Source organism: Streptomyces broussonetiae, from assembly GCF_009796285.1.
Taxonomy (GTDB): Bacteria; Actinomycetota; Actinomycetes; order Streptomycetales; family Streptomycetaceae; genus Streptomyces; species Streptomyces broussonetiae.
In genome coordinates this window covers 2,075,989-2,102,846 of record NZ_CP047020.1, presented here as the reverse complement: position 1 = coordinate 2,102,846, position 26,858 = coordinate 2,075,989, and the positions used below count along the sequence as shown (strand labels likewise).

The 26,858-nt window shown below is 73.0% G+C and carries 22 protein-coding genes; 14 read left to right on the top strand and 8 right to left on the bottom strand.

Annotation, left to right across the window (positions count from 1 at the left end):
- Positions 1-62 precede the first annotated feature (62 nt).
- The 4 genes from GQF42_RS09655 to yczE form a co-directional block, all read right to left on the bottom strand.
- The gene (locus GQF42_RS09655) at positions 63-437 is read right to left on the bottom strand and encodes an RNA polymerase-binding protein RbpA (RefSeq protein ID WP_010046329.1); all 375 of its coding nucleotides are present in this window, start codon (positions 435-437) and stop codon (positions 63-65) included.
- A gap of 278 nt (positions 438-715) precedes the next feature.
- The gene (locus GQF42_RS09650) at positions 716-2,062 is read right to left on the bottom strand and encodes an MFS transporter (RefSeq protein WP_158919228.1); all 1,347 of its coding nucleotides are present in this window, start codon (positions 2,060-2,062) and stop codon (positions 716-718) included.
- Positions 2,063-2,117: 55 nt separating this feature from the next.
- Positions 2,118-2,894 (bottom strand): glycerophosphodiester phosphodiesterase, encoded by a 777-nt coding sequence (locus GQF42_RS09645; protein ID WP_158919227.1) that lies wholly within the window; start codon positions 2,892-2,894, stop codon positions 2,118-2,120.
- A complete protein-coding gene (yczE, locus tag GQF42_RS09640; RefSeq protein WP_158919226.1) occupies positions 2,891-3,544 on the bottom strand; it encodes a membrane protein YczE in 654 nt (217 codons plus the stop codon). Before yczE ends, GQF42_RS09645 begins: the two co-directional genes overlap by 4 nt.
- A gap of 102 nt (positions 3,545-3,646) precedes the next feature.
- Between yczE and GQF42_RS09635 the strand changes: the two genes are divergently transcribed.
- Positions 3,647-5,155 (top strand): SCO1417 family PLP biosynthesis transcription factor, encoded by a 1,509-nt coding sequence (locus GQF42_RS09635; protein WP_158919225.1) that lies wholly within the window; start codon positions 3,647-3,649, stop codon positions 5,153-5,155.
- 102 nt (positions 5,156-5,257) lie between these two features.
- On the opposite strand, the gene GQF42_RS09630 is transcribed toward GQF42_RS09635, so the two are convergent.
- A complete protein-coding gene (locus GQF42_RS09630; protein ID WP_158919224.1) occupies positions 5,258-6,856 on the bottom strand; it encodes a hypothetical protein in 1,599 nt (532 codons plus the stop codon).
- A gap of 40 nt (positions 6,857-6,896) precedes the next feature.
- Entirely contained in the window at positions 6,897-7,091 is a 195-nt protein-coding gene (locus GQF42_RS09625; protein ID WP_053661702.1) for a hypothetical protein, read from the bottom strand.
- Between the two features lie 307 nt (positions 7,092-7,398).
- Here GQF42_RS09625 and GQF42_RS09615 point away from each other — a divergent pair, with 307 nt between their 5' ends.
- Entirely contained in the window at positions 7,399-7,791 is a 393-nt protein-coding gene (locus GQF42_RS09615) for an ankyrin repeat domain-containing protein (protein WP_158919222.1), read from the top strand.
- A gap of 300 nt (positions 7,792-8,091) precedes the next feature.
- Entirely contained in the window at positions 8,092-9,510 is a 1,419-nt protein-coding gene (locus GQF42_RS09610; RefSeq protein WP_158919221.1) for a HEAT repeat domain-containing protein, read from the top strand.
- Positions 9,511-9,577: 67 nt separating this feature from the next.
- On the opposite strand, the gene GQF42_RS44880 is transcribed toward GQF42_RS09610, so the two are convergent.
- Positions 9,578-9,796: a hypothetical protein gene (locus tag GQF42_RS44880; protein ID WP_199273172.1), complete on the bottom strand. Its 219-nt coding sequence runs from the start codon at positions 9,794-9,796 to the stop codon at positions 9,578-9,580.
- Here GQF42_RS44880 and GQF42_RS09605 point away from each other — a divergent pair.
- From GQF42_RS09605 to GQF42_RS09575, 7 genes are all read left to right on the top strand, one after another.
- The gene (locus tag GQF42_RS09605) at positions 9,698-10,825 is read left to right on the top strand and encodes a glycosyltransferase family 4 protein (RefSeq protein ID WP_158919220.1); all 1,128 of its coding nucleotides are present in this window, start codon (positions 9,698-9,700) and stop codon (positions 10,823-10,825) included. The genes GQF42_RS44880 and GQF42_RS09605 overlap by 99 nt on opposite strands.
- A complete protein-coding gene (locus GQF42_RS09600) occupies positions 10,822-11,991 on the top strand; it encodes a glycosyltransferase (protein WP_158919219.1) in 1,170 nt (389 codons plus the stop codon). The genes GQF42_RS09605 and GQF42_RS09600 overlap by 4 nt, the downstream gene beginning before the upstream one ends.
- Positions 11,988-12,932, top strand: a complete 945-nt coding sequence (locus tag GQF42_RS09595; RefSeq protein ID WP_158919218.1) for an SGNH/GDSL hydrolase family protein — start codon at positions 11,988-11,990, stop codon at positions 12,930-12,932. The genes GQF42_RS09600 and GQF42_RS09595 overlap by 4 nt, the downstream gene beginning before the upstream one ends.
- A gap of 68 nt (positions 12,933-13,000) precedes the next feature.
- Positions 13,001-13,708 carry a GntR family transcriptional regulator gene (locus tag GQF42_RS09590; RefSeq protein ID WP_158919217.1) on the top strand — a complete coding sequence of 236 codons (708 nt, stop codon included), beginning with the start codon at positions 13,001-13,003 and terminating at the stop codon, positions 13,706-13,708.
- Between the two features lie 69 nt (positions 13,709-13,777).
- On the top strand, positions 13,778-15,307 hold the full coding sequence (locus GQF42_RS09585; RefSeq protein WP_158919216.1) for a hypothetical protein: 1,530 nt from the start codon (positions 13,778-13,780) through the stop codon (positions 15,305-15,307).
- A gap of 31 nt (positions 15,308-15,338) precedes the next feature.
- On the top strand, positions 15,339-16,217 hold the full coding sequence (locus tag GQF42_RS09580) for a hypothetical protein (RefSeq protein WP_158919215.1): 879 nt from the start codon (positions 15,339-15,341) through the stop codon (positions 16,215-16,217).
- Between the two features lie 59 nt (positions 16,218-16,276).
- Positions 16,277-20,914, top strand: a complete 4,638-nt coding sequence (locus GQF42_RS09575) for a hypothetical protein (RefSeq protein WP_158919214.1) — start codon at positions 16,277-16,279, stop codon at positions 20,912-20,914.
- A 52-nt stretch (positions 20,915-20,966) separates the two neighbouring features.
- Here the strand turns inward: GQF42_RS09575 and GQF42_RS09570 are convergent, their stop codons facing one another.
- A complete protein-coding gene (locus GQF42_RS09570; protein ID WP_158919213.1) occupies positions 20,967-21,518 on the bottom strand; it encodes a hypothetical protein in 552 nt (183 codons plus the stop codon).
- A 401-nt stretch (positions 21,519-21,919) separates the two neighbouring features.
- On the opposite strand from GQF42_RS09570, the gene GQF42_RS09565 reads away from it, so the two are divergent.
- From GQF42_RS09565 to GQF42_RS09545, 4 genes are read left to right on the top strand one after another with little or no spacing between them, the layout of a single operon-like run.
- Positions 21,920-25,366 (top strand): sensor histidine kinase, encoded by a 3,447-nt coding sequence (locus GQF42_RS09565; protein WP_233273310.1) that lies wholly within the window; start codon positions 21,920-21,922, stop codon positions 25,364-25,366.
- Positions 25,363-25,797 (top strand): roadblock/LC7 domain-containing protein, encoded by a 435-nt coding sequence (locus tag GQF42_RS09555; protein WP_158919212.1) that lies wholly within the window; start codon positions 25,363-25,365, stop codon positions 25,795-25,797. The genes GQF42_RS09565 and GQF42_RS09555 overlap by 4 nt, the downstream gene beginning before the upstream one ends.
- A 9-nt stretch (positions 25,798-25,806) precedes the next feature.
- A complete protein-coding gene (locus GQF42_RS09550; RefSeq protein ID WP_158919211.1) occupies positions 25,807-26,202 on the top strand; it encodes a DUF742 domain-containing protein in 396 nt (131 codons plus the stop codon).
- Positions 26,203-26,238: 36 nt separating this feature from the next.
- Complete coding sequence (locus tag GQF42_RS09545; RefSeq protein ID WP_158919210.1) at positions 26,239-26,844, top strand: GTP-binding protein; 606 nt, start codon at positions 26,239-26,241, stop codon at positions 26,842-26,844.
- Positions 26,845-26,858: the final 14 nt, after the last annotated feature.

Genomic DNA, 26,858 nt, shown 5'->3' with positions numbered 1-26,858 from the left:
AAAACCGCGGGCGCCGTACGTGAGATTCACGTACGGCGCCCGCGGTGTACTCGTATGCAGCGCTATGCGGACTTGCGGCTGTCCCGAGGGTGAATCGCGATGTTCATCGCCCCCGAGCGCAGAACCGCCAGGCGCTCCTCGAGGACCTCTTCGAGTTCCTCACGGGTGCGCCGCTCCATCAGCATGTCCCAGTGGGTACGCGCGGGCTTGGCCTTCTTCTCCTCAGGGCCGTCGCCGTCGACGAGGAGTGCCTGGGCCCCGCAGACCTTGCACTCCCACTCCGGCGGGATCTCCGCCTCGACCGAGAAGGGCATCTCGAAACGGTGCCCCTTCTCACATGCGTACTCCACGGCCTGGCGCGGGGCCAGGTCGATACCGCGGTCCGTCTCGTAGCTGGTCACCACGAGGCGCGTACCGCGAAGAGCTCGCTCACTCATGAATCGTGCCTCCCGGGCTTGTCGCCCACAGGACAGGTGTCGCTGTCGTCGTCATCCGGTCAACGTCCGGTCGGCGGTAAAGATTCCCGTTCCGGGTCCCGTTCCGGGTCATGCGTCGCCGTCGTAGCCGCCCCTTGTTGTACCCACCAGCGCCCGGTTTGTCACATCTGCTAGCAGATGTCACCCAGCGTTTCGGCATCTTTGACGCGCAGTAACGGTACGCCTGGCAGGCCAAACGCGTACACTACCGCCCTTTCGCCTTGAGCGCTAAATCCGCGTTAGATCGACTTGGGGACGGGGTTGCCCGCCTCGGCGATCGCCCGGCGCACCGGAACCCGGGCGAGCAGGACAAAGCCGATGACGAAGAAGGCCACCAGCGAGATGATCGCGGAGCGATAGCTCCCGGTCAGCTGGTAGGTCACACCGAACAGCAGCGGCCCGAGCCAGCTCATCCCGCGGTCGCTCAGCTCGTACGCCGAGAAGTACTCGGCCTCCTTGCCCGGCGGCACCAGATGGGAGAACAGCGACCGGGACAGCGCCTGGCTGCCGCCGAGGACCAGGCCGATCCCGCCGGCCAGCACGAAGAAGAACACGGGTGCCTTCGCGGGCAGGAAGTAACCGGCGGCCAGCGTGACCGTCCAGGCCACCAGCGAGCCCAGGATCGTCCGCTGCGCGCCGTACGTCCGTGCCAGCCGGCCCATCGCCAGTGCCCCGGCCACGGCCAGCACCTGCACCAGCAGGACCGCCACGATGAGTGTCGACTGCCCGAGCCCCAGCTCCTGGGAGCCGTAGACCGAGGCCTGGGAGATCACCGTCTGGATGCCGTCGTTGTAGATCAGGTACGCCAGCAGGAACGCCAGCGTCAGCGGATGCCGGCGCATGTCCCGGACCGTCGCGGCGAGCTGGCGCAGCCCGGGTGCCGTCGCGCGCTCCACGCGCGTGTGCCGGTCGCGCAGCCTGCGCAGGGGTACGAGCGTGAAGGCGCCCCACCACAGGCCCGCCGCGGCCAGACAGATCCGCACGGCCTCTGTCTGGGACAGGCCGAAGGATCCGTGCGCCGAGTACAGCACCAGGTTGCCGACGAGGACCGAGGAGCCCGCCGCGTAGCCGAAGGCCCACCCCCGTGAGGAGATCGCGTCGCGCTCCTCGGGCGGGGCGATCTGCGGCAGGTAGGAGTTGTAGAGCATCATCCCGACGGACTGCGCCGCGTTGGCCACGATCAGGAGCACCCCGCCGAGCAGGTACCGGTCGCCGTCGAGGAAGAACATGCCCGTGGTCGCCGCGGCCCCGGTGTACGCGGCCACCGCGAGCAGCGGCTTCTTGCGCCCCGTACGGTCGGCCGCGCTGCCCACGAGCGGCATCAGCACGACGGCCAGGATCACCGAGAGCGACACCGAGTAGGCGAAGAAGGAGCCCGCCCTGACCGGGACGCCCAGCGGATGCACATAGCCGCCCGGGTCCGCGGCGCGCTCGGCGACCGAGGTGAGGTACGGCCCCAGGAAGACCGTCAGGACGCTGGTCGAGTAGACCGAGCAGGCCCAGTCGTAGACGTACCAGCCGTGCTGCTCGCGCCTGAGGTCGGCGCTCTCGCCCGCCGCCGGTGTGCGCACGGTGTCGGTTTCCACCCGTGCCCTCGCTTTCCCCGTTCAACTGCGAAGGCTCGGGCCGCCGCGGGGCCGGTCAGACCCAGACGCCGCGGTCCTCCATGACCTTGCGCAACGTGTCGATGTGATCGGTCATGATGCCATCGACACCTAGGTCCAGGAGCCGGTGCATGCGCTCCGGCTCGTTGATCGTCCACACGTGCACCTGCAGCCCGAGCGCGTGGGCGGCGCGCACGAAACGCTCGTCGACCACCGGCACGCCCGACTGGGCCTCGGGCACCTGGGCCGCGACGGCGGAGCGGCGTACGGCGGCCGGCAGGCCCCAGGAGCGCAGCCGGAGGCTGAGCACCCCCCGTGTGCCGAACGAGGTGGCCAGGCGCGGACCGGCCAGCCGCTGGGCACGCAGCACGCGCGCCTCGGAGAAGGAGCCCACGCAGACCCGGTCCCAGGCGTCCGTGCGCTCGATCAGGTCCAGCAGGGGCCGCAGGGCGGGCTCCGCCTTGACGTCGACGTTCCAGCGGACCTCGGGGAAGGTCTCCAGCAACTCCTCGAACAGCGGCACCGGTTCACGGCCGCCCACCCGTGCGTGCCGGACGTCCTCCCACGGCAGGTCCGCGATCCGGCCCGCGCCGTCGGTGACCCGGTCCAGGGTCGAGTCGTGGAAGGCGACGAGCCGGCTGTCCGCCGTGGCGTGCACATCGGTCTCGATGTACCGGTAGCCCATCTCGACGGCGCGCCGGAACTGCGCCACGGTGTTCTCGATGCCGTCGGCCGCCCCGCCCCGGTGGGCGAAGGCTATGGGGCCCGGGTGGTCGAGGTAGGGGTGGCGCTTGGGCGGTGTCGTGAGGCTCACGGACGCAGTATCACCCCCTGCGGTGTCGCTTCGGCAACGACCGTGCTTCGGGTCGATGCCACAGGGACGTCGAACATCCGCAGGAAGAACTGGGCCAGCGGGCCGATCGACACCGCGTACAGCACGGTGCCCACCCCGATGGTGCCGCCCAGCAGGAACCCGGTGACCACCACGGCCACCTCGATCGACGTCCGGATCAGCCGGATCGAGCGGCCGGTGAGCCGGTGCAGCCCGGTCATCAGGCCGTCGCGGGGCCCGGCGCCGAAGCGCGCGGAGATGTACAGACCGGTGGCCGCACCGTTCAGCACGATCCCCGCGAGCATCATCGGCACGCCGACGGAGAACGAGTGTGCGTCCGGGACCGGTCCGAGCGTGGCGTCCATGGTGAAACCGATGACGAGCACGTTGGAGACCGTGCCGAGACCCGGGCGCTGGCGCAGCGGGATCCACAGCAGCAGCACCGCTGCTCCCACGATGGTCAGCACGACGCCCATGCTCAGCCCGGTCAGCTCCGAGAGCCCCTGGTGCAGCACGTTCCAGGGCTCGAGGCCGAGGCCCGCCCGCACGAGCAGCGCGGAACTCGCGCCGTAGAGCGCCAGCCCGGCGTACAGCTGGAACAACCGTCGTCCGAGACGGTCCGGAGTGGACATGAGATACCCCCCTGGGTGGTGGCGGTGGCCTGACACATGTCACTCTGTGGCTTGGGATGAAGAGCCATCCATGGCCAATTCGGGGAAGGTGGACTGATCTACATGGCACAGTGGACCTCTGCGATGGGTGCCGCACAGCTCGCGCGGCTGCTCACCTCCCAGCAGGAGCGCCCGGCCGGGCCCGGCACCCGCCGGCCTCCGGCCTACCGTGCCCTGGCCGACGGCATCCGGCTGCTGGTGCTCGAAGGGCGCGTGCCGGTCGCCGCCCGCCTCCCCGCGGAACGCGAACTGGCCCTCGCCCTGTCCGTGAGTCGCACCACCGTCGCGGCCGCGTACGAGGCCCTGCGCGGCGAAGGTTTCCTGGAGTCCCGGCGCGGCGCCGGCAGCTGGACCTCGGTACCGGCCGGGAACCCGATTCCGGCCCGTGGCCTCGAGCCCCTGCCCCCGGAGGCGCTGGGATCGGTGATCGACCTGGGCTGCGCCTCGCTCCCGGCCCCGGAGCCCTGGCTCACCCGTGCCGTGCAGGGCGCCCTGGAGGAACTGCCGCCGTACGCCCACACACACGGCGACTACCCGGCCGGGCTGCCCGCCCTGCGCGCCATGATCGCCGAGCGCTACACCGCGCGCGGGATCCCCACCATGCCCGAGCAGATCATGGTCACGACCGGCGCGATGGGCGCCATCGACGCGATCTGCCACCTCTTCGCCGGCCGCGGTGAGCGCATCGCCGTCGAGTCCCCGTCCTACGCCAACATCCTCCAGCTGATGCGCGAGGCGGGTGCCCGGCTGGTCCCCGTGGCGATGGCCGAGGGACTCACCGGCTGGGACCTGGACCGCTGGCGCCAGGTCCTGCGGGAGGCCGCGCCGCGCATCGCCTACGTGGTCGCCGACTTCCACAACCCCACCGGCGCGCTCGCCGACGAGGACCAGCGGCGCCGGCTGGTGGACGCGGCGCGCTCGGCCGGCACGGTGCTCGTCGCCGACGAGACGATGTCCGAGCTGTGGCTGGACGACGACATCAGCGCGGCGGGCATGCCGCGCCCCGTGTGCGGGTTCGACCCGGCCGGCTCCACGGTGATCACGGTCGGCTCGGCCAGCAAGGCGTTCTGGGCCGGCATGCGCATCGGCTGGGTGCGTGCGGCGCCGGACGTGATCCGAAGCCTGGTCGCCGCGCGGGCCTATGCCGATCTCGGTACGCCGGTGCTGGAACAGCTGGCCGTCAACTGGCTCTTCAGTACGGGAGGTTGGGCGCAGGCGGTGGAGCTGCGGCGCGCCCAGGCCCGGGAGAACCGGGATGCGCTGGTGGCGGCGCTCCGCCGCGAGCTGCCCACCTGGGAGTTCGAGGTGCCGCAGGGCGGGCTGACCCTGTGGGTGCGGGCCGGCGGTCTGTCCGGATCCCGGCTCGCCGAAGCGGGCGAACGGACCGGCGTCCGTGTCCCGTCCGGGCCGCGCTTCGGTGTGGACGGCGCGTTCGAGGGCTATCTGCGACTGCCGTTCACCGTCGGGGGAGCGGTGGCGCAGGAGGCGGCGATCCGGTTGGCCGCCGCGGCTCGGCTGGTGGAGACGGGCGCTACGGGGACGGCGGAGGCGCCGCGGACGTTCGTGGCCTGACGCCTGCCGGACCGGAGCGCCGTGAGCCGGCGTCCGCGCGGCGCGTGGCGGGCCGACCATGCGGTTCCCCGCGCCCCGGCGGGACGCTGAACACGGGGTCCCTCACCCGCTCTCCACCCCCACGGCCTCCGCGGTCACCGTCGGCTCGGCCAGGCCCGTCGGCTCTGCCTGCGCGGCACCGGCCCGTGGGGGCAGCAGGTCCAGCACCGCTGCCCGGTCGGCGTCGCTCGTGGCGTCGTCGTACGGGTCGGGCGTCCGCGGTACCTGGAGCCTCAGCACCGGGCCGGAGCCCAGCCGTGCGTACCCGCGTCCCGGCGGCATGTGTCCCAGTGGTGTCGTGTGCGGCGGAGCGCCCAGCACCGCCTCCACCTGCCGGGGCGTCGCGGAGCCGAGCACGACCCGCGCGCGCGTGTGCTGCCGTACCGGGTCGCTCAGTGCCTCCGCGCCGTCGAACTGCTCGGCCACGACGACGGTCACGTTCGCCGCACGGCCGTGCCGCAGCGGAACCTGGAGGAGTTCCTGCGGATCCTTGCGGCCGTCGGAAGCGGCGAGGTGGGCGAAGACCGCCGGGCGGTCCAGCAGGATCCACAGCGCACGCCGGGTGTCCGCAGGGGGCGGGTCGCCCGCCTGCCGGGCCATGTTGATGGCGATGAGCCGCCGTTCGGTCTCCTGTGCGACCCATTCCAGGCTCGCCAGGGCGCCGGGCAGGGCGCACTCCACGGCCAGTACGCCGTCCCGGCCGGTCAGGCACGCGTACTCGCCGGTGCCGCCGCCGTCGACGATGAGGACGTCGCCGTGCCGCAGGGCCTGCAGGGCCACGGAGCGCAGCAGGGTCGACGCGCCGCTGCCGGGATGTCCCATGGCCAGCAGGTGCGGCTCGGTGGAGCGCACACCGGTACGCCAGACGACCGGCGGGACGTCGATCTGCTCCTCGCCGTAGGCGAGGGGGAGCGTGCGCTGCACCTCGCTCGGGTCGGTGAAGCCGAGCACGGTCTCGCCGGGCGTGGTGACGAAGTGCTGGGCGGCGATGTCGGTGGGCAGCGGGGCGAGGACGGTGACGGTGAGCCGGTTGCCCTCCTCGTCCCATGCGAAGCGGTACTCGCGGCCCCGTCCGGCCTTCGCGGTGAGCAGCTGCTCGATCCGCGCGCGGGCCTCGGGCTCGCCGTCGGGGAAGTAGGCGGGGTAGCGGATCAGGAGATGGCCGACGCGTCCGTCGTCGTCGAATTCGTGCGTTGCGAAGGCCTTTTCCCACTCCCCGCCGTGCGCGTACAGCGGCGCCGGGTCCTCGGGGCTGGAGAAGTACGGCACCAGGGCCTCATAGAGGGTCCGGAGCCGTTCGACCTGCGACTCGTCCGGTCCCTCGGGCGTCGGTTCGGTGCGGTCACGGCCGTGCCAGGCCGCCGCCGCCATCAGGCTCATGACGGCGAGCAGCGGGCCGTACGGCAGCAGTGCCACGGCCAGGACCAGGGAGGCCACCAGGAAGAGCAGTGGCCCGCGCTTGTCCTTGGGCGTGTCCTCCCACTTGCGCCGCCCGGCCGAGGCCAGCCGGCGCAGCCCGCGCGTGACGGTGATCAGCGGGTGGAGGACGTCCGTGGCACTGTCGGCCGCCGTCCGCGCCAGCTCCCGGCTCCGGGCGATCTGCGTCCGGGCGATCTGGGCGCTGTCTTTGCTCAGAATGCGGGGGAGAGGGCGCCGGGCCACTGCTGTCTCCTGACGGTGCGTGCGGGCGGGGCGGGCCGGGTCAGAACTTGATCCCGCCGAGGAGGCTCGCCAGGCTCTCGCCGCCGGCCTTGATGCTCGGGGCGATGCCGGTGCTGGCGAGGTAGAAGCCGAACAGGGCCGTCACCGTGGCGTGTGTGCCCTTGAGCCCGTCCTTGCGGAAGAACAGGAAGACGATGACGCCGAGAATCATGACGCCGGACATGGAGAGGATCATTTGAGACCTCCTGGTGTCGAGGGGGGACAGTCACCATGAGTTCTTCCAGGATCACAGGATGTATCCATACGATAAAAGGTGCAAACGGGTGAAATCCGACTTATTTCGCCCGGCTGGCGTAGCGGTTCGGGCCAGGCTGACAAGGGCCGATGGCGCCGGCGCACGCTGTGGGTGATCTTTACCTCGGGCACATCGGGTCATGTGCCGCGCGAGCCAGTACGCTGGCGATTCACTCGTACGGCTGTGTTCCGCTCGCTGCCGTACGCTCCGTGCAGTCCCCAAGTTTCCAGGAGAGGCGGTCCGGCCGATGAGCGAAGCCCCCGACCCAGAGGTCGTGGAGCTGGCGACCAAGATCTTCGATCTGGCCCGGAAGGGGCAGACCGAGGCGCTCGTGGCATACGTCGACGCAGGCGTTCCGGCCAACCTCACCAACGACCGCGGTGACTCCCTGGTGATGCTCGCCGCCTACCACGGCCACGCAGACTCGGTGCGTGCGCTGCTCGCCCGCGGCGCGGCGGCGGACCGGGTCAACGACCGAGGCCAGACCCCGCTCGCGGGTGCTGTCTTCAAGGGCGAGACCGAGGTCATCAAGGCGCTCCTGGAGGGTGGGGCCGATCCCGCCGCCGGAACGCCCTCGGCGGTCGACACCGCCCGGATGTTCGGCAAGACGGATCTCCTGGAACTGTTCGGCGCGCACTGATGCACATGTCCTGACCAGGTACGACACGAATAACGGGGGAGGCGGTACGGGGCCGCCGGAAATACGGTCGCGGCAGCACACACCGCGGGTCATCATGACGACGTGATTCACGGACACGATGGCTGGGCAGGTGTTGCCGCACCGCGTGGGCCGTGATGCGGTCCGCATGGGCCACCGACGAGAGGCAGAGAGAAATGGTCTACAGCAAGCAAGAGACGGCGGGCGCTCCGACGTTGTGTCACGCGGCCAGGTAGTACGTGTTCCCCGGTTGCGTCGACGCTTGATGTGAGGCTGTTTCCCATGTTCGATCCGTTCATAGCGCCGAGCGGTACGCTGCTCGGCCTGCTGCAGCGGGGCCGCGGCGATGGCACGCTGCACGCGCTCACCGCCCCGCGTGCGGAAGCGCTTGCGGCGCTGAACCAGTGCGTGCTGCGCGACCCCCGCGAGGACTGGCAGGTGGAGAACCGCTCGCTCTACTACGCGCGCCTGTACCTCGACCTGCACGGTGAGCTGGACACGATCGCGGCCCACCTCTTCGGCCCCGAGGACGTTCTCGACACCGACGAGTCCCGCACCGGCCTCGCGCTCGCCGTGCTCGGCCACCTCGCCGCCTACGGCAGGCTGGACGCGCTCGAACTGCTGCGCAGGTACGCCGCCACGGGCTCCAACTGGGCCTGGGCCCTGGACGAGCTGGCCCTGCGGGACGACGACGCGGGCCTGCGCGCCCTCGCCGCCCCCGTGCTGGCCCGTTTCGCCGCCGATGCCGAGGGCGATGCCGAGCTGGCCGCCGCCGTGCGGGACGCCTTCGAGCCCCGGCCCTGGCGACTGTGGGCGGAGGATGCGCGCGAATCGATTGCCACGCGCGTGCGTGCCGCTCAGGAGGCCGGCTGTTTCGACCGCTGGCAGCGGCAGATGCAGCCCACCGGTCCCCGGCCCGGATGGAGTGTGCGCGCCGTTTTCGAGTGGGCCCAGCAGGGCATGGACCGTGGCGCCGCCCTCCATGTGCCGGCGGCCCGCTGTCTGGTCGCCGTGGCCGGCCCCGAGGACCGCCCGGAGATCCTCCAGGCCGCCCGCGCCGGCATGGACGGCGCCCGCTGTACCGCACTGCGCTATCTCGCCGACAGCAACGATCCCGACACCCTGGACCTGATCGAGGCCGCGGTCGCCGACGGCACATCGGTCGTCGTGGAGGCGGCCGTCGACGCCTTCGAACGGATGCGCAGTGTCGCCGCCGTCGACCGGGCCCGCCGCTGGGCCCAGCGCCCCGACGCGCTCGGTGCCGCCGCCGGCCGCATGCTCGCCTGCCGCGGCGGGGCGCGCGACAAGGACCTGGTCCTCGACGCCCTGCGCGAGACCGTGCGCGGAGAGGGCCCCGACGCGGCCACCCTGTGGACCCTTGTCGACGGCGCCGGACGCCTCGGCATCGCCTGCGCGGCCCCCGTCCTGCGGCACATCTACCGCGAGACGGCCTCCTCCCACCTGCGCGGCAGCGCCGCTCGTGCCCTGGCCGCCACCGACCCCTCGTTCGCCACCGGCTTCGCCGTCGAATGCCTGTGGGACTGCGAGGAGACCACCCGCGAAGTCGCCGCCCGGCACGCCGAGACGGGCGACGCCCGGGTCGTGGAGCGCCTGCGCCGCCTGGCCGCCGATCCGGCCGAGGAGGCCGAGGTGCAGACGGCGGTGCGCAGCCGCTTCGGCCCCGACGCCGCCGCCGACTGACCCCCTGTGCACAGCCACGGCTCAGGCGGACGACCGCCCGCTGTGTGAACATCGGGTGACCCGTGGGTCAGGTGGCCATGACGGCCGTCTGACCCGCTCGGGTGTGCAGCCCAACGCTCATGGGACGTTCCCCGAGCGGAAAGATCGACGTTGACGCGGCCACGTTCAGCGCGGCGACAACACCCGTATGCGTGTCGTCATCGTGACCGAATCCTTTCCCCCCGATGTGAACGGCGTGGCTCACTGCGCGCTTCAGACCGCCCGGCACCTCGTAGATCGCGGTCACTCCCCGCTCGTCGTCGCGCCGGCCCCAGCACCCGGCAGCGCACCGGACGCGGACGCTCCGTGCCCGGTGGTCCGTGTCCCCTCGCTCCCCCTTCCCGGCTACCCCCAGGTCCGCGTCGCCCTCCCCAGCCGACGCCTCGCCGCGGCCCTTCTCGATCACCGCGCTGACCTGGTTCATCTCGCCAGCCCCTTCGTCCTCGGCGTCCGCGGCATGGCCGCCGCCGCCCGGCTCGGCATCCCCGCCGTCGCCGTCTACCAGACCGATCTCGCCGGGTACGCGCGTACGTACATGGGCGCCGGAGAGGCGGCGGCCTGGCGGCGGATCCGCTCCGTGCACGCCGCCGCCGACCGCACCCTGGCTCCCTCCAGCGCCGCCCTCACCGACCTCGAGGCCCATGGTGTGCCCCGGGTCCGGCTCTGGCCGCGCGGGGTGGACACCATACGTTTCCGGCCAGAACACCGGGACGCGGCACTGCGCCGCGAACTCGCCCCGAACGGCGAGCTGCTCGTCGGCTACGTCGGCCGGCTCGCCCCCGAGAAGCACGTCGAACTGCTCGCCGGCGTCTGCGCACTGGAGGGCGTCAAGGTCGTGGTCGTCGGTGACGGGCCGAGCCACGCCCACCTCACCGAGGCGCTGCCCGGCGCCGTCTTCCTCGGCCGCCGCACCGGCGGCGACCTCGCCCGGATATTCGCCTCGCTGGACGTGTTCGCGCACACCGGCCCCTTCGAGACGTTCTGCCAGACCGTCCAGGAGGCCATGGCCAGCGGCGTCCCGGTCGTCGCGCCCGCCGCCGGCGGTCCGCTGGACCTGGTCGCCCACGAGCGCACCGGACTGCTCGTCCCGCCGCGCGATGCCGCGGCCGTCACGCAGGCCGTACGCAGCCTGGCCGCCGACCCCGAACGCCGGGCCGCGTACGGCCTCGCCGCCCGCACGATGGTCGAGGGCCGCACCTGGGCCGCCGTCGGCGACCAGCTGATCGGTCACTACGGCGACGTCCTCGCGGCCCGCCGGACGGCGGTGGCGGCATGACCGGCTCGTCCCTGCGCATCGTCCGGCTCGCCAACTTCGTCGCCCCCGCCTCCGGCGGTCTGCGCACCGCCCTGCGGGAACTGGGCAAGGGCTTCCAGGCGGCCGGCCATGAGTCCGTGCTGATCGTGCCCGGTGAGCGGCACACCGACCAGGACACCGAGCAGGGCCGGGTCATCACCCTGCCCGGCCCGCTGCTGCCCGGCACGGGCGGATATCGCGTGCTCACCGACAAGCGGCGCGTCGCCGCGCTCCTGGAGGAGCTGGGCCCGGACCGGCTGGAGGTCTCCGACCGGACGACCCTGCGCTGGACCGGCCGCTGGGCCCGCCGCGCGCGCGTGCCCGCCGTGATGGTCTCGCACGAGACCGCCGACGGCGTGCTGCGCACCTGGGGCCTGTCCGAGAACCTCTCCCGCAAGGCCGCCGACGCGCTCAACACCCGCACCGCGCACGTCTACTCGCGGGTGGTGTGCACGACGGAATTCGCCGAGCGCGAGTTCGTACGCATCGGTGCGCGCAACGTCGTACGCGCCCCTCTGGGCGTCGACCTGATGGAGCGCCACCCCGCGCTGCGCGACCCCGGCCTGCGAGCCCGCCACGTGCGCGGTGACGAGGCGCTGCTCGTCATGTGCTCGCGGCTGTCCGTCGAGAAGCGGCCCGGCACCGCCCTGGACGCCCTGGAGGCGCTGGTGCGGCGCGGCCGGCGGGCGGTGCTCGTCGTCGCCGGGGACGGACCGCTCAAGGCCCGGCTGGAGCTGCGCGCGAGCGAGCGGGGGCTGCCGGTGACGTTCCTGGGGCACGTCGCCGACCGGGCCCTGCTCGGGGCGCTCCAGGCGTCCGCCGACGTCGCCCTCGCCCCGGGGCCCGCCGAAACGTTCGGGCTCGCCGCCCTGGAGGCCATGGCGTGCGGCACGCCCGTCGTGGCCAGTGCATCCTCCGCGCTGCCCGAGGTGATCGGGTCCGCGGGCGCGACCGCGGCCGACCGCGGCGAGGCCTTCGCCGACGCCGTGGAACACCTCCTGGACCGGGGCGAGCCCGAGCGCCGCGAGGCCGCACGCGCGCGTGCGGAGTGCTTCGGCTGGGGTACGGCGGTGGAGGCGTTCCTCGCCGCGCACGACGCCCCGGTGACTGTGCCCCGGCCCGGTACCGTCCGGGAGGGCGTGGCATGAGACGCGTGCGTTTCGTCGCCCTCGGTGACTCGCTGACCCAGGGCGTGGGCGACCCCGTCGCGACCGGATGGCGGGGCTGGGCAGCGCTGCTGGCGCCCTCGCTCGCCGAGGAGGTGGAGTTCACCAACCTCTCCGTCAGCGGGGCGCAGACCCAGGACGTGCTCGAGCGGCAGGCCCCGGCCGCCCTCGAACTGCGCCCGGACGTGGTGTCCGTGGTCATCGGCGTCAACGACACCCTGCGCCACACCTTCGACATCCGCGCGGTGGCCGCCCGCCTGGACGAGGTCTACGCCGCCCTCGCCCGGCAGGGCGCCACCGTGCTCACCGCCTGCCTGCCCGACCCCGGCGCGATATTGGGTCTGCCGACCGCCCTCGCCCGCCCGCTGGCCCGCCGGCAGCGGGCCGTCAACACCGTCGTCCACGCGCTGTCCGAGCGGTACGGAGCCGTCCATCTGCACGCGGCGGAGGGTGCCTGGATCACCGACCGGTCCCTGTGGAGCGCGGACCGGCTGCACCCCGGCGAGCGCGGGCACCGGCAGTTCGCCGTCCGCTTCCACGCCCTGCTCACCGAGGCGGGCCGGGCGACCGGCCAACCTCCTTCGCCCGATCCGGAGTTCCCCGCACCGACCCGTACGGCGAGCCTGCTGTGGCTGGCCACGGCGGGCACCGGCTGGGTGGTCCGGCGGTGCAAGGACCTGCTGCCCCAGCTGCTGCGCCTCGCCGCCGACGAACTGCGCCACCGGGCCCGGGGGACCAGCTCCCGCCTCGACCTGAGCGCATCTGCGGCGGTGTCCGCGGCCCTGGCCGCGCTGTCGGAGGGCGCCGTCGAGGGCACCGGGACGCAGCTGCGCCGAACCGTCACCGTCACGCAGCGCACCGCGGCGCCCGAGGGAGCTGCCCACCGCGAGGAGGCGGAGGTGGTGGCCAACGGTGTCGGGTAGTGGATCGTTCAACGATCCGGCAATACCCGTGTTGTCTCGTTCCGGTTGTCTGCGATTGAATTCCCGGCATGGCAGAGCAGCTGGCGGGACTGGCCGGAGACCGGGCGCTCCTGGGGCGTACGAGCACGGCGGAGCGGGTCTCGGACATCCTCCGCAGCCGTATCGCCGACGGGTACTTCCCGCCCGGCACCCGGCTGTCGGAGGACGGCATCGGCGGGGCGCTCGGGGTCTCCCGCAACACCCTGCGCGAGGCCTTCCGGCTGCTCACGCACGAACGTCTGCTGGTGCACGAGCTGAACCGGGGCGTGTTCGTCCGGGTACTGACCGTCGAGGACGTCGAGGACATCTACCGCGCACGCACCCTGGTCGAGTGCGCCGTCGTGCGCGGGCTCGGCGAGCCGCCGTACCCGCTGGACGGGCTCGCCGTGGCGGTCGCCGAGGGAGAGAAGGCCACCGCAGGCAGCGACTGGAAGGCGCTGGGCACGGCCAACATCCACTTCCACCGGGAACTGGTCGCCCTTGCCGGCAGCGAACGCACCGACGAACTGATGCGCAGCGTCTTCGCCGAACTGCGGCTCGCCTTCCACGTCGTGGACGACCCGCGCCGGCTGCACGAGCCGTACCTCGCCCGCAACCGCCAGATCCTCGAGACGCTCCAGGCCGGTGACCGGCGCGCGGCGGAAGAGCTGCTGGAGACCTACCTCGCCGACTCGCTGGAGCGGGTGGTGGAGGTCTACCGGCGCAGGGTCGGTGAGGAGAGCGCCGGGCCCGCTTGAGCCACTGTGACGCCCGTCGCTTCTGCGTCGTTTGGGTTGATGTCAGACCGAGGACCTAGTCTGTGCACCGTGACTTTGCCTGCATCGACGGACGGTGTTCCGCCCCAGTTCAGCGCGGGGCCGCGCCCGGCTCCGGGTCCGGCCGCCGACGAGGGGCTGGCGCGGCGGCTGCGCGCGCTCGCCTGCACCGCGCCGCTGCACGACCTCGACGCGCGCAAGGCCAACCTGGCCGGTGAGTACTCGGTCTACGGCATGGCCGAGGTGGCCCTGGCCGCCATCGACCTCGTCACGCTCAACATGGACTTCGACACCGGCGCCGACCACGAGCAGATCGTGGCCCGGCTCGTCCCGCGCATCGCGGCCCAGGCCCCGCACCGGCCCACCGCCGAGCACGAGCGCGTGGCCCGCTGGGTCCTGGAGAACCTGATCAACGTCGGCAGCGTGGACCGCGGCTTCCGCGCGGTCTACGGCACCTTCGCACCGGACGGCACCTACGTCCGCCGCGACTACGACTTCAAGCTGATCGAAGAGGTCCCCGGACCCGGCGGCACGGTCTATCTGCGCACCACGGACGAGGCGGTCAACGTCCTGGTCGGCGCCCTGGACACCGACGTCACCAGCGCCCAGATCGCCGCCGAGGTCAAGCTCGAGGTGCTGATCAGCAGGGGCCGCCTCGCCGACGCCCAGCTCGCCGCCGAACAGGCCCGCTACCGCACGGTGCAGTACTCCGAGACCCTGCGCCGCGCCCTGGAGGCCACGCGGCGCAACGTCCGCGCGGTCGACTGGCTGAACGCCGTGCCCGACATGATCACCGAGGCACTGGACCACGTCGCCGACCGCTACCGCCACGAGAACGCGATCCTCACCAACATCCGCAAGGCCCGCGACGAGACGGAGGAGCCCGAGCACAAGCGCCGGGCCGCCGAGCTGGTCGACATCGTCAAGGACTGCATCCGGCGCCACACCCAGCTCCAGTCGCGCCTGCTGGAGGCGGGCCCGCTGTTCCGCGCCGAGCAGGACCGGCAGGCCTTCGCCACGCCCACGACGACGTCCGGGACGGACCTGTACGGCCATCTCCTCGCCCCCGTCCTGCCACTGCCCCTGGAGCAGGCGATCCGGGTCACCGACGCCTTCTTCACCCAGGGCACCGGGCTGCGCACACCGGTCTCCGTGCGCGTGGTGGACCTGGTCGACATACTGCTGACGCCGCCCGTCGAACGGGAACACCTGGGCGCGGAGATGCCCGAGCCCGACCTGATCGCCACGCCGGACGACAGCCGGTTCAGCGAGGAGCAGCTGGCCACCGCCATGGAGCTGCTGGACCTTCCGGCCGACGCACCGCGGAGGCTGTCGGGGCTGCTGGCCGAGGCCCGGCGGACCGGGGATCCCGATCTGGCCTATCTGGTGGCCCTGTTGTCCGTCCACGCGGCCAGCCCCGCCGTCGGCACGGCCTACCGCCAGGGCGAGGAGAAGCTGCTGTTCGCCGTGGACGACGGCACCGAGCTGGACGATCCCGAGTTCGGCGGCGCGGACCTGATCGTGGGGACCGCGCTGCTGGACGCCGCGGGGATGGCCGCGGACCGGACGGAAGCAGCATGAGCAAGCAAGAACGCGACAAGGAGCCGAAGCCGTGACCGAGCACGTCGACCGGAGTGAGCCCGAGCCCGCCGCCGCGCCGGCCGGTTCCGTCGTCACCCCCGCCGACGCCGCCGACGCGGCGCGGCTCGTCGCCTTCGGGCTGCAGCCCAGACTGCAGCCCGCGCGCGACCAGGAGTACACCGAGCTGCTGCGCCGCCACCGCGAGGATCCGGCGTTCGCGCGGCTCGCCGACGCCGTGGCCGCCGGCCTGGGCCTGGTCGTGCTGGAAGTGTCCCCGCGAGCGGGGATGGCCGTGACCGCCGCCGAGGACTCGGTGTTCGCCGTCCGTATGGGCGACTACGCGCGTCGCGCCACCGCCGACTCCGGCGACCGCTTCCTGCACGGGCTCGCCCATCTCGCCGCCGCCGCGCTGGCGTTCCCGCGCCCGGAAGACCTGGCCGACGACTCCTACATCGGCCGCGTCACGGTCAACGGCGTCGACGCCTTCGTACGGCAGGCCTGCCGACGTCTGGAGGAGCGGGCCGAGGAACAGGGCGAGAACACCGACCCGGCGACCGACGCGCCCGGTCTGGAGGCCGCCTGGCGGATCTGGGCCAGACGCAGCGCCACCGGAGCCACCAAGGACGCCCGCCGGCCGGCCGCCTCCACCACCGGCATCGTCGCCAAGGCCCTGGCCTTCCTGACCGATTCGGGTTTCCTGCAGCGCACCGGCGACGACGGCGGCGGCACGTACCGCACCGCGGCCCGCTACCAGCTCCAGGTCCGCGACATGGCCGGCAGCGCGGCGATGGCGGAACTGCTCGAGCTGGGCGTCGTCCCGGTGACCGACGGCACGGCCAGCCTGCTGCCCGCCGAGGCCACCGAGGACCTGGAACTGGTGGCCGACGCCGGGCTGCCCTTCCACTCCTGACGCTCCTCGACCACCGCGTTTTTCCGAACACTTACGAAGACTTACGACGAGAGTCCGCCATGTACGAGCTGTCCCGGGTCCGCCTCTACTCCATCGGGCCCGCCGGTGCGCGCTATGCCGACACCGTGCTTGACCTGCGGGGCGTGGGTGAGCCCGTGCCCGACCCGGCGCCCACGCAGGCGGAGTTCTTCGAGGAGGAGCCATCCGGCCCGCCGCGCCGCCCCGCGCCCGCGGGCGTGCTGTTCCTGGAGAACGGCGGCGGCAAGTCCGTGCTGCTCAAGCTGATCTTCTCGGTGATGCTGCCGGGCCACCGCAACACCCTCGGCGGCGCCAGCTCCGGCGTGCTGCGCAAGTTCCTGCTCGCCGACGACTGCGGACACGTGGCCCTGGAGTGGCAGCATGTGCAGACCGGCGAGTGCGTCGTCGTCGGTAAGGCGAGCGAGTGGCGCGGACGCCAAGTGTCCAACGACCCACGCAAGTTCGCCGAGGCCTGGTACTCGTTCCGGCCCGGCCCCGGCCTGAGCCTGGACAACCTGCCGGTCGCCGAGTCCACGGCCGTACGGCCACCTGTCGAGGGCAGCTCGGGTGCCCAGGGCCGACGCCGCACCATGAAGGGTTTCCGCGACGCCCTCATGGAGGCCGGCAAGGCCTACCCGCATCTGGAGGTGCACTGGGAGGAGACCCACGACCGCTGGATCGAGCACCTCGGCGACCTCGGCCTCGACCCCGAACTCTTCCGCTACCAGCGGGAGATGAACGCCGACGAGGGCGAGGCGGCAGGCCTCTTCGCGGTCAAGAAGGACTCCGACTTCACCGACCTGCTGCTGCGCGCGGTCACCGACACCCGGGACACCGACGGCCTCGCCGACCTCGTCAGCGGTTTCGGCAACAAGCTCGGCCGGCGCGCCGAGCTGATCGCCGAACGCGACTTCACCGCCGGGTCGGTCGACCTGCTCGGGCGGATCGTCGAGGCCGCCGAGGCGCGTTCACGCGCGCGTGACGTCCACGCCGGCGCCGAGCGCCGTACCCGAAGCCTCGCCCGGCGGCTGTCCGCCCGGGCGGTGCAGGAGCGGGTACGCGCCGCCGACCTCGCCCAGCGCGTCACGGCCGCCGCCTACTCCGTCACGCACTCCGAGGGCGCCCGGGAACGCAGCGCCCTGATCGCCGCCGAACTCGCCTACCGGCACGCCTCCCTGGCGCTCGCCGCCGCCGAGAAGTCCGCCGCCGCGCAGAAACGCGAGCTGGCCGACGCCCGCACCCTGCACTCCGCCTGGCAGGCCGCCGAGGCCGTGCTGCGGCACCGCGCCGCCTCCGACCGCGTCGCGCGCGTGTCCGCCGCCATCCAGGAGGCCGAGCGGGATGCCGCGCCCGCGCTCGCCGCCCGAGCCAAGGCCGCCGTGGACCTCGTACGAGCCCTGCACGCGGCCGCCGAGGGCGCCGAGGCCCTCGCCAACGAGGAGGAGGAGCGCTCCGCCGCCCTCCAGGAGGTCGGGGACTGCGCCTACCGCGACTCCACCACCGCCGCGACCGAGGCGCAGCGCGCCCGCAGCGAGGCCGGGCATCTGCGCCAGCGCCTGACCGAGGTCGAGCAGGAGACCGCCGAGGCGGTCCGGGCGGGCTGGCTCGACGACAGCGCCCCGGACGCCGATCCGGCCCGGGCCGCGCTCGCCGCCAGCGATGCGGAGAAGACCGCCGTGGCCGCCTGGGACGCGGCCCGCGAGGCCGCCCGCAAGGTCACCGAGCACGCGCGTGAGGCGGCCACCGCCGAGTCCCGCGCGGAGCTGACCGCGGCCCGCGCGGCGGACGCCGCGACGGCGGCCGAGCGTGCCCACGAGGCCGAGCGGCGCCTCGCCGAGTCCCTGGCCGCCGAGGAGCGGCTCGCGGGACTGTTGAGCCTGCCGGGCGCGCCGAGCCGGGTACGTGTGCCGGGCCCGCGCACGGACGCGGACGACGACACGCGCACGGCACCCGTCCCGGAGACCGGAGCCGAGGGCTCACTTCTGCCCGAGGAACTCGACCGGTTCGCCGACGAGCTGCGCGAACTCCTCGACGCCGCCGTGGCCACCGCCGAACGGCACCTCTTCGACCTGCGCACCGCCGCCGCCGACGACGCCCGAATCCTGGGCGCGCTCGGCGACGGCGGGCTGCTGCCGCCCGGCCCGGACGTGCTGGCCACGGTGGAGTTCCTCGGCGAGCACGGCATCCCCGCGCTGCCGGGCTGGCGCTACCTCGCGCAGTCCGTCGACCCCGCCGACCACGCGCGCGTGCTCGCCGCCCGGCCGGAACTGGTCGACGGCGTGATCATCACCGACCCGGACACGCACGCGCGTGCCCGCGAGACCCTCGGCGACGCAGCCCTGCTGCCCCGCTCCGCCGTGGCCGTCGGCACGGCCGCCGCCCTGCTCGCCCCGCCCCCCGCCACCGACGCCGCCTCCGGTGACGTCTTCCTCGTGCCGCCCAACCCGGCCATGCACGACGAGCACGCCGCCGACGAGGAGCGGCACGCGCTGCGCGCGCGGGCCACCGGGCGCGACGAGGAGATCCGCACCCTGGCCGCCCGGCTCGGCAAGGACCGCGAGCTGGCTGCCCGGCTCGCGTCCTGGCGCACCGGCTGCCCCGCCGGACGCCTCACCGAACTCGCAGAGGCCGCTCAGGAGGCCCGCGCGTTCGCCGAGGAGGCGGAGGCGGAACTGGCCGAGGCACGCACCGCGCGCGGGGAGGCCGACGAGACCGCCGCCGAGGCCGTACAGGTGCGCGACGAGCGGCAGGAGGCCGCGCAGAAGGCCCGCCGGGCCGCCGACGCCCTGGCCGGTCTCGCCTTCCGCCTTCGAGAGCGGGCCGGCTGGCAGGTGAAGCTGCGCGAACTCGCCGACGAGGCCGCCGAGTCCGAGGCTCGCGCGCAGGCGTGCCTGGAACGCGCCCGTGCCGCCGACGAGGACCGGCGCGCCGCCCAGCGCGCTGCCGACGACGCCCGCCGCACCGCGCGCGCCCTGCGTGCCGAACGCTCCGAGATCGCCGGCGCCCCCGACGACGTACCGGTCGAGGACACGGACGCTCCCAAGGTGTCCCTGCCCGCCCTCCGGGAGGCCTACCGGGCCGCCTCCCAGGTGTACGAGAAGGTCGGCGTCGGCGCGGACCTGCGCGCCGAGCAGGCCCGCGCGGAGAGCGACGAGAGCGCCGCCCGGGCCGAACTGGACCGGCTCAGCAACAAGGTCCGCACCCGTGCCGAGCAGCTGCTCCAGTCGCCCGACGGTTCCGACGGACCCTCGCGGCAGGCCGCCGCCGCGCGGGCGGAGGAGCTGGTGCAGCTCCTGGAGACCCGGATGTCCACCGCGAGCGAGCAGCTCGGCCGGCTGCGCGGCGAGGCAGAGCGGCACGCCCCCGAGGACGGCGAGGCCCACACCGAACTGCCCGAGAAACTCGTCCCGCGCGACGCCGAGCATGCCCAGGCCCTGCTGCGCACCGCCACGACCGAACTCGCCGCCCGCGCCGAGGCGCTGGCCGAGGCCCGCGAGGCGCACGCGGAACTGCTGGACGCGCACCGGGCCGCCGAGGACGCCGTCGGCGGCTTCGACGAGATCGCCGCCATGCTCCGCGACCTGCTGCGCGAACACACCCCGGAAGAGGAGCAGGAGAAGCCGGAGCCGTATCCCGGCAGCCTGGAGGAGGCTCGGCACTCCGCCGCCGAGGCCCGCCGCTCGCTGCGCGGCTGCGCCGCCGACCTGTCCGCCGCCGAGGCGGCCGTGCGTGAGGCCGGCGACGTCCTCGTCCGGCACGCCAACTCCACGCGCTACGAGCAGGTCCGCACCCCCGCCCGGCAGCAGATCCGCGAGCTGCCGGCCGCCGCGCTCCCCGAGCACGCCCAGAGGTGGGCCGATGCCTTCGCGCCCCGATTGCGCGTCCTGACGGACGAGCTGGCGCAGCTGGAGCGCAACCGCGACTCGATCGTGGACCGGCTGCGCGGGCTGGTCGAGTCCGCCCTCGCCACACTGCGCTCCGCCCAGCGGCTCTCCCGGCTGCCCGAGGGGCTCGGTGAGTGGTCCGGCCAGGAGTTCCTGCGTATCCGCTTCGAGGAACCCGACCAGGCCACGCTCACCGAACGCCTCGGCGAGGTCATCGACGAGGCCACCCGCGCGGCCGTGAAGAAGAACTCCGACCTGCGCCGCGACGGCATGTCCCTGTTGCTGCGGGGCGTCGCGGCAGCCCTTCAGCCCAAGGGTGTGGCCGTCGAGATCCTCAAGCCCGATGCCGTGCTGCGCGCGGAGCGCGTCCCCGTCGGACAGATGGGCGACGTGTTCTCGGGCGGTCAGTTGCTCACCGCCGCCATCGCGTTGTACTGCACGATGGCCGCCCTGCGCTCGAACGACCGGGGCCGCGAGAAGCACCGGCACGCCGGCACGCTGTTCCTGGACAACCCGATCGGCCGCGCCAACGCGACGTACCTGCTGGAACTCCAGCGGGCCGTGTCGGACGCGCTGGGCGTGCAGCTGCTGTACACCACGGGCCTGTTCGACACGACCGCGCTCGCCGAGTTCCCGCTGGTGATCCGCCTGCGCAACGACGCCGACCTCAGGGCGGGCCTGAAGTACATCAGTGTGGAGGAGCACCTGCGGCCCGGTCTGCCCCAGCAACCCCAGGCCGGAGAAGCGGTGCACAGCGAGATCACGGCGACTCGCATGTTCAAGAAACCGGCGTGACCGTCGGACCCGGCGCAGCATCGGACAGTGGCCGGGGCTGCGCCGGCCCGGGTCAGGGGTGGGACAGCTGACCGGCGCCGCCCCGCCTGTGTATGCGCTCCTGTTCACGAAGGGCCGCCCGCTCCCGGCGCCGACGGGTCCGCCGCTCCCGGCGCAGGGTCCGGGCCGTGCTGCTCGGCTCGGAGATCACGCCGTACCGCTGGTTCCACACCTGGCGGGTGACCCACACGTCGACCACCGCCCAGGTGGCCACCACCGTGCTCACCACGCTGCTGATCACCATGGGGAAGGCCAGCCAGGAGTCGGCCATCGTGCACAGGAAGGCCACCATGGCCTGGATCAGTGTCACCGCGATGATCAGGACTGCCCGCACCGCCGCCGTACGCACCGGATCGGGCATCGGGTGCCGCCGGGCCGGCTCCTCGATCCACAACTGTCGGTACCCCGCCTGTCGTTCACCGGCGGCGAACCCCTCGACCCGCCCATGAGCCGGAATGTCGCGATCCGGCCGCCCGTGCCCGTGCATCGTCGTCGAACGCCTCGTCCCGCGCTCCTCGGGCGCCTCGCGCCGCTCCGCCGTCCCCGTCACCGTGTCCCTCCCCACTGCCGGCCGACCGTTCGCCCCGGTGTCCCAAGACCCCGGCTCCCCAGTGGCTGCCCGGCTTGCGCAGTTTTACGCCGCCAAGGTTCGGGATGCGGCACCTCTGGCCCATTCCGCCCCCCTTTCCCGTAGGCAAGGACGAACGAGATCGCGTAAAGATTCCCCACGGGCGTAAAAATCCAGCCAACCACCCGGCCAACTCGTCGTGATCGGGCCGGGAGTGGCCATCTGATCGCGGTGGCAATCTCCCCCAATGCCCGGAAAACTCGCCATGTCTCGGCGCCGGAGTGGAAGTTCGCCCTCCGGACAAGTCTTCGAGTTAACTGTGGGGCGGTAGTAGGCTCGCGCCGTTTGTTGACGCACATGTGCACCCCCGGCCGGCGGGGGTCGAGCTGGGGGAGGCCATGCGCTTTCGCGGGAAGTCGATCCGCCGGAAGATCGTGGCGCTGCTTCTCGTGCCGCTGGTGTCCCTGACCGCCGTCTGGGGCTTCGCCACGGTGCTCACGGGACGCGAGGTCGCCCAGCTCTTCCAGGCGAACGACGTGACGAAGGACGTCGGTTACCCCACCGAGGACACCGCCCGCGCACTCCAGCAGGAGCGCCGGCAGACCCTCGTCTACCTGGCCGACCCGCGGGCCGCCGACGCGGTCTCCGCGCTGGAGCGCACCCGCACCGTCACCGACGGGGCGGTCGCCAAGATCCGCAAGAACGCCAAGGACCACAAGGTCCGCGACGGCATGGACGCGGCCGACTACGAACGCCTCACCGCCGTCCTGGACGCCTTCGACGGCCTGGACTCCCTGCGCCGCAGCGTCGAGCAGGGAACGGTCGACCGCGCCCAGGCGCTCGACCTCTACAACCGTCTCGTCGACCCCTGTTACACGCTGCTCGACGCCCTCGACGGCGTCGACGACGTCGAGTTGGACAAGCAGGCCCGCGCGCTGGTCAACATCACCCGCGCGCGCGAGCTGCTCTCCCGCGAGGATGCGCTGCTCGGCTCCTCCCTCGTCGTCGGCCGGCTCACCCGCGAAGAGACTCGGGACATCTCCTCCCTCGTCGCGCAGCGCAATCTCCTGTACGACATCAGCCTGCCGCTGCTGCCCGCCGCCGAGCGCGACCGTTACGAGCGCTTCTGGAAGGACGCCACCACCAACCCGCTGCGTACGGCCGAACAGTCCGTCATCGGATCGGACTCCGGCATGCCCGGCGACGTCACCGCCAAGAGCTGGGACTCCGCCGCGGCGAGTGCGCTGGACGGGCTGGGCAACCTGGACGACCAGGCGGGCGACCGCTTCCAGAGCCGCACCCGCCCCGTGGCCATGAGCGTCATCCTCCAGGCGGCCGTCGCCGGCCTGCTCGGCCTGGTCGCCCTCCTGTTCTCCCTCGTCCTGTCCGTGCGGGTCGGCCGCAGCCTCATCCGCGACCTGCGCCAGTTGCGTCTGGAGGCGCACGAGGCCTCCGGTGTCCGGCTGCCGAGCGTGATGCGGCGCCTGTCCGCCGGTGAACAGGTCGACGTCGAGACCGAGGTGCCGCGCCTGGAGTACGACAAGAACGAGGTCGGTGAGGTCGGCCACGCCCTCAACACCCTCCAGCGCGCCGCCGTCGAAGCCGCCGTCAAGCAGGCCGAACTGCGCTCCGGTGTCTCCGAGGTGTTCGTCAACCTCGCCCGCCGCAGCCAGGTGCTGCTGCACAAGCAGCTCACCCTGCTCGACACGATGGAACGCCGCACCGAGGACACCGACGAACTCGCCGACCTCTTCCGCCTGGACCACCTCACCACCCGCATGCGCCGGCACGCCGAGGGCCTGGTGATCCTCTCCGGCGCCGCGCCGTCCCGGCAGTGGCGCCGCCCGGTCCAGCTGATGGACGTCGTGCGGGCCGCCGTCGCCGAGGTCGAGGACTACGAGCGCGTCGAGGTCCGCCGCCTCCCACGCGTCGCCGTCACCGGCCCGGCCGTCGCCGACCTCACGCACCTCGTGGCCGAACTCCTCGAGAACGCCACGGTCTTCTCGCCCCCGCACACCGCCGTCCAGGTCCTCGGCGAGCGCGTCGCCAACGGCTTCACGCTGGAGATCCACGACCGGGGCCTCGGCATGACGGCAGAGACACTCCTGGACGCCAACCTGCGTCTTGCCGAGACCCCCGAGTTCGAACTCTCCGACACCGACCGGCTCGGCCTCTTCGTGGTCAGCCGCCTGGCCCAGCGGCAGAACGTCCGTGTCTCCCTCCAGCCCTCGCCCTACGGCGGCACCACCGCCGTCGTGTTCCTCCCCGACGCGCTGCTGACCGACGACGTACCGGACACCAACGGAATCGGCTTCCGCCTGGACCGGGACCGTTCGGCGCGGGAGACCGGGCAGACGGCGAGCCGGAGCATGGGCCGTGCCCCGGCGGCGGCCCAGCTGCCCAGCCTGCCGACGTCCCTGATGGACGGTCCCGTCGAGCTGGAGGCCCCCGTCGATCTCGACGCCCTCGAGGACTTCCCCGGCGCACTGGCGGACGAGGACAGCGAGCGTGGCGGACTGTTCCGGCACCGTCGCTCACGCGCCCACGACGACGAGCGGACGGCCGCCCCGACCGCCGACCGCCCACCCCGTGACACGGCCGGTGACCGTGGCCCCGTACCGCTGCCGCGGCGCCAGACACCCAAACTGGTCAGCTCGCACGGCAAGCCCGTCACCGACCAGCGTTCCCGCCGTGACGAACCCGACCGGCAGCCCTCCGCCGGGCCCCGCACCTCCGATCCGGGCACACTGGCCCCGCTGCCCTCCAGACGGCGCGGCACGGCCGCCCGGCACGGCGGCGAGCGCACGGACCGGGCGGAGGAAGGCGCTCCGGCCCCCACCACCGGCGCCACCGAGCCGACCGGGGCCCCGGCACTACCCCGCCGCACCCGCCGCGAGACACCCACCACCGACGCCCCCGGCCGTACCGCCCGGTCCGGCGAACCGACCCGGCCGGGCAGCGGCGAGGCCTTGCCGCCCGGCGATGCCGGCCGGTCCGCCGCCGATGCGACTGGGCAGGCCGCGCACGCGGCTTCGCCTGCCGACGGCGTGGCTTGGCCCGCTGAGGGCGCGAACTGGCCCACGGACGATGCGGCCACGCCCACCGGGGACGTTGAAACGCCCACCGGGGACGTTGCCTCGCCCAGCGGGAACATGGCGTCGCCCACCGGCGACACGGCCCGTGCCGGTGACGTGCTCCCGTCCGCCGGTGACGCTGCCGACCCCGGGGACGCGCTCCGGGCGACCGCCGCCGACCGGTCCCGCGCCGGTGACGCCCTTCCGCCCGGCGGTGCTGCCACCGACCGAGGCGATGAGCTTGGCCCGGCCGTCGGTGCGCCTGGCTCTGGCGCCACGGCCTGGCCACCCGCCGACGCTGCCCACCCCGGTGACGTGCTCCCGTCCGCCGGGCAGGGGCTCCGTCCCGGCGATGCGCCGCTGTCGTCCGCCGGGCAGGGGATCCGCCCCGGCGATGCGCCGCTCCCGCCCGCCGAGCAGGCGTCGGTGGCGAGCGGTGCCGCCGATGTCACCCGTCCCGGCGCGTCCGTGTCGGACGGGACCGCAGACTTCACCACCGGTGAGACGGCCGCCCGGCCGTCCGTGTCACCGGGCGGTACCGGGCCGCTGCCCCGGCGGGTGCGTCAGGCCAGCCTGGCTCCCCAGCTCAGGCAGGACACCGCACGACGCGCCGAACGAGCGGGGCAGCCCGCCGACCGGGACGCGGAGGAGGTCCGCAGCCGGATGGCCTCGCTCCAGCGCGGCTGGCAGCGCGGCCGGGCGGAGAACGCCGCGGGCGACGAGTCCGGGAACGGCACAGCACCAGGAACGACAGAGGGGGACGGTCGATGACCGCACCGAGGGCCACCGGCCACACCGCGACCGACAAGGGGGAGCTGAACTGGCTCCTGGACGACCTGGTCGACCGGGTCGCCAGCATCCGCAAGGCCGTCATCCTGTCCGGCGACGGACTGCCCATGGGCGTGTCCAAGGACCTGACCAGGGAGGACGGCGAGCATCTGGCCGCCGTGGCGTCCGGCTTCCACAGCCTCGCCAAGGGCGTCGGCCGCCACTTCGACGCGGGCAGCGTCCGCCAGACGGTGGTCGAGCTGGACGACGCCTTCCTGTTCGTCACCGCCGCCGGGGACGGCAGCTGCCTCGCCGTCCTCTCGGACGCCGAGTCCGACGTCGGCCAGGTCGCCTACGAGATGACGCTTCTGGTCAAGCGGGTCGGCGTGCATCTAGGTACCTCCCCGCGCACCGATCTGCCCGCAGGCGGGTAGTGGGATGGCATGAACGGAGACGGTCAGGGAAGAAGCCACTGGTTCGACGACGAGGCCGGACCGGTCGTCCGTCCCTACGCCATGACACGCGGCCGGACCACGAGTCCGGCCCAGCACCGCCTCGACCTGATCGCGGTGGTCGTCACGGAGCCCGAAGCGGCCGACCCGGAAGCGGACCCGACGCTGTCGCCCGAACACGTGGCGATCGTCGGGCTGTGCCGGGACTCTCCGCAGTCGGTCGCCGAACTCGCCGCGGAGATCGATCTGCCGATCGGCGTGGTCCGGGTCCTCATCGGCGATCTCGTGCACGCCGAACTCGTCCATGTCACCCGACCGGTGCCCCCGGCCGAGCTGCCCGACGAGAGCATTCTGCGTGACGTGATCAACGGCCTCCGGGCGCTGTGACCGTCCCCCGAACCCATCAAGCAGGAGAAGAGACCGATGATCTTCGGGCGTTCTGAGCGCGGCAAGCCCCCGGTCGAGCCCGTCACGCTCAAGATCCTGGTGGCCGGCGGTTTCGGCGTGGGCAAGACGACCCTCGTCGGCGCGGTCAGCGAGATCAGGCCGCTGCGCACCGAGGAAGTACTCACGGAGGCCGGGCGTCCGGTCGACGACACCAGCGGTGTGGAGAGCAAGCACACCACCACCGTGGCGATGGACTTCGGCCGCATCACCCTCCGCGAGGACCTGGTGCTGTACCTCTTCGGCACGCCCGGGCAGGAACGGTTCTGGTTCATGTGGGACGAGTTGTCCGAGGGCGCACTCGGGGCCGTCGTGCTCGCCGACACCCGTCGCCTGGAGGACTGCTTCGCCGGCGTCGACTACTTCGAACGGCGCCGCATCCCCTTCCTCGTCGGCGTCAACTGCTTCGAGGACGCGGACCGTTACCCGGCCGAGACGGTCCGGCAGGCCCTCGACCTGGACGACGACGTCCCCCTCGTCCTGTGCGACGCGCGCGACCGGGAATCGGTCAAGAACGTGCTCATCGGGGTCGTCCAGCACGCCATGCAGTACGCGGCAGACCACCGCCAGCCCGCCATCGGCTGACCACCGCAAGGGCA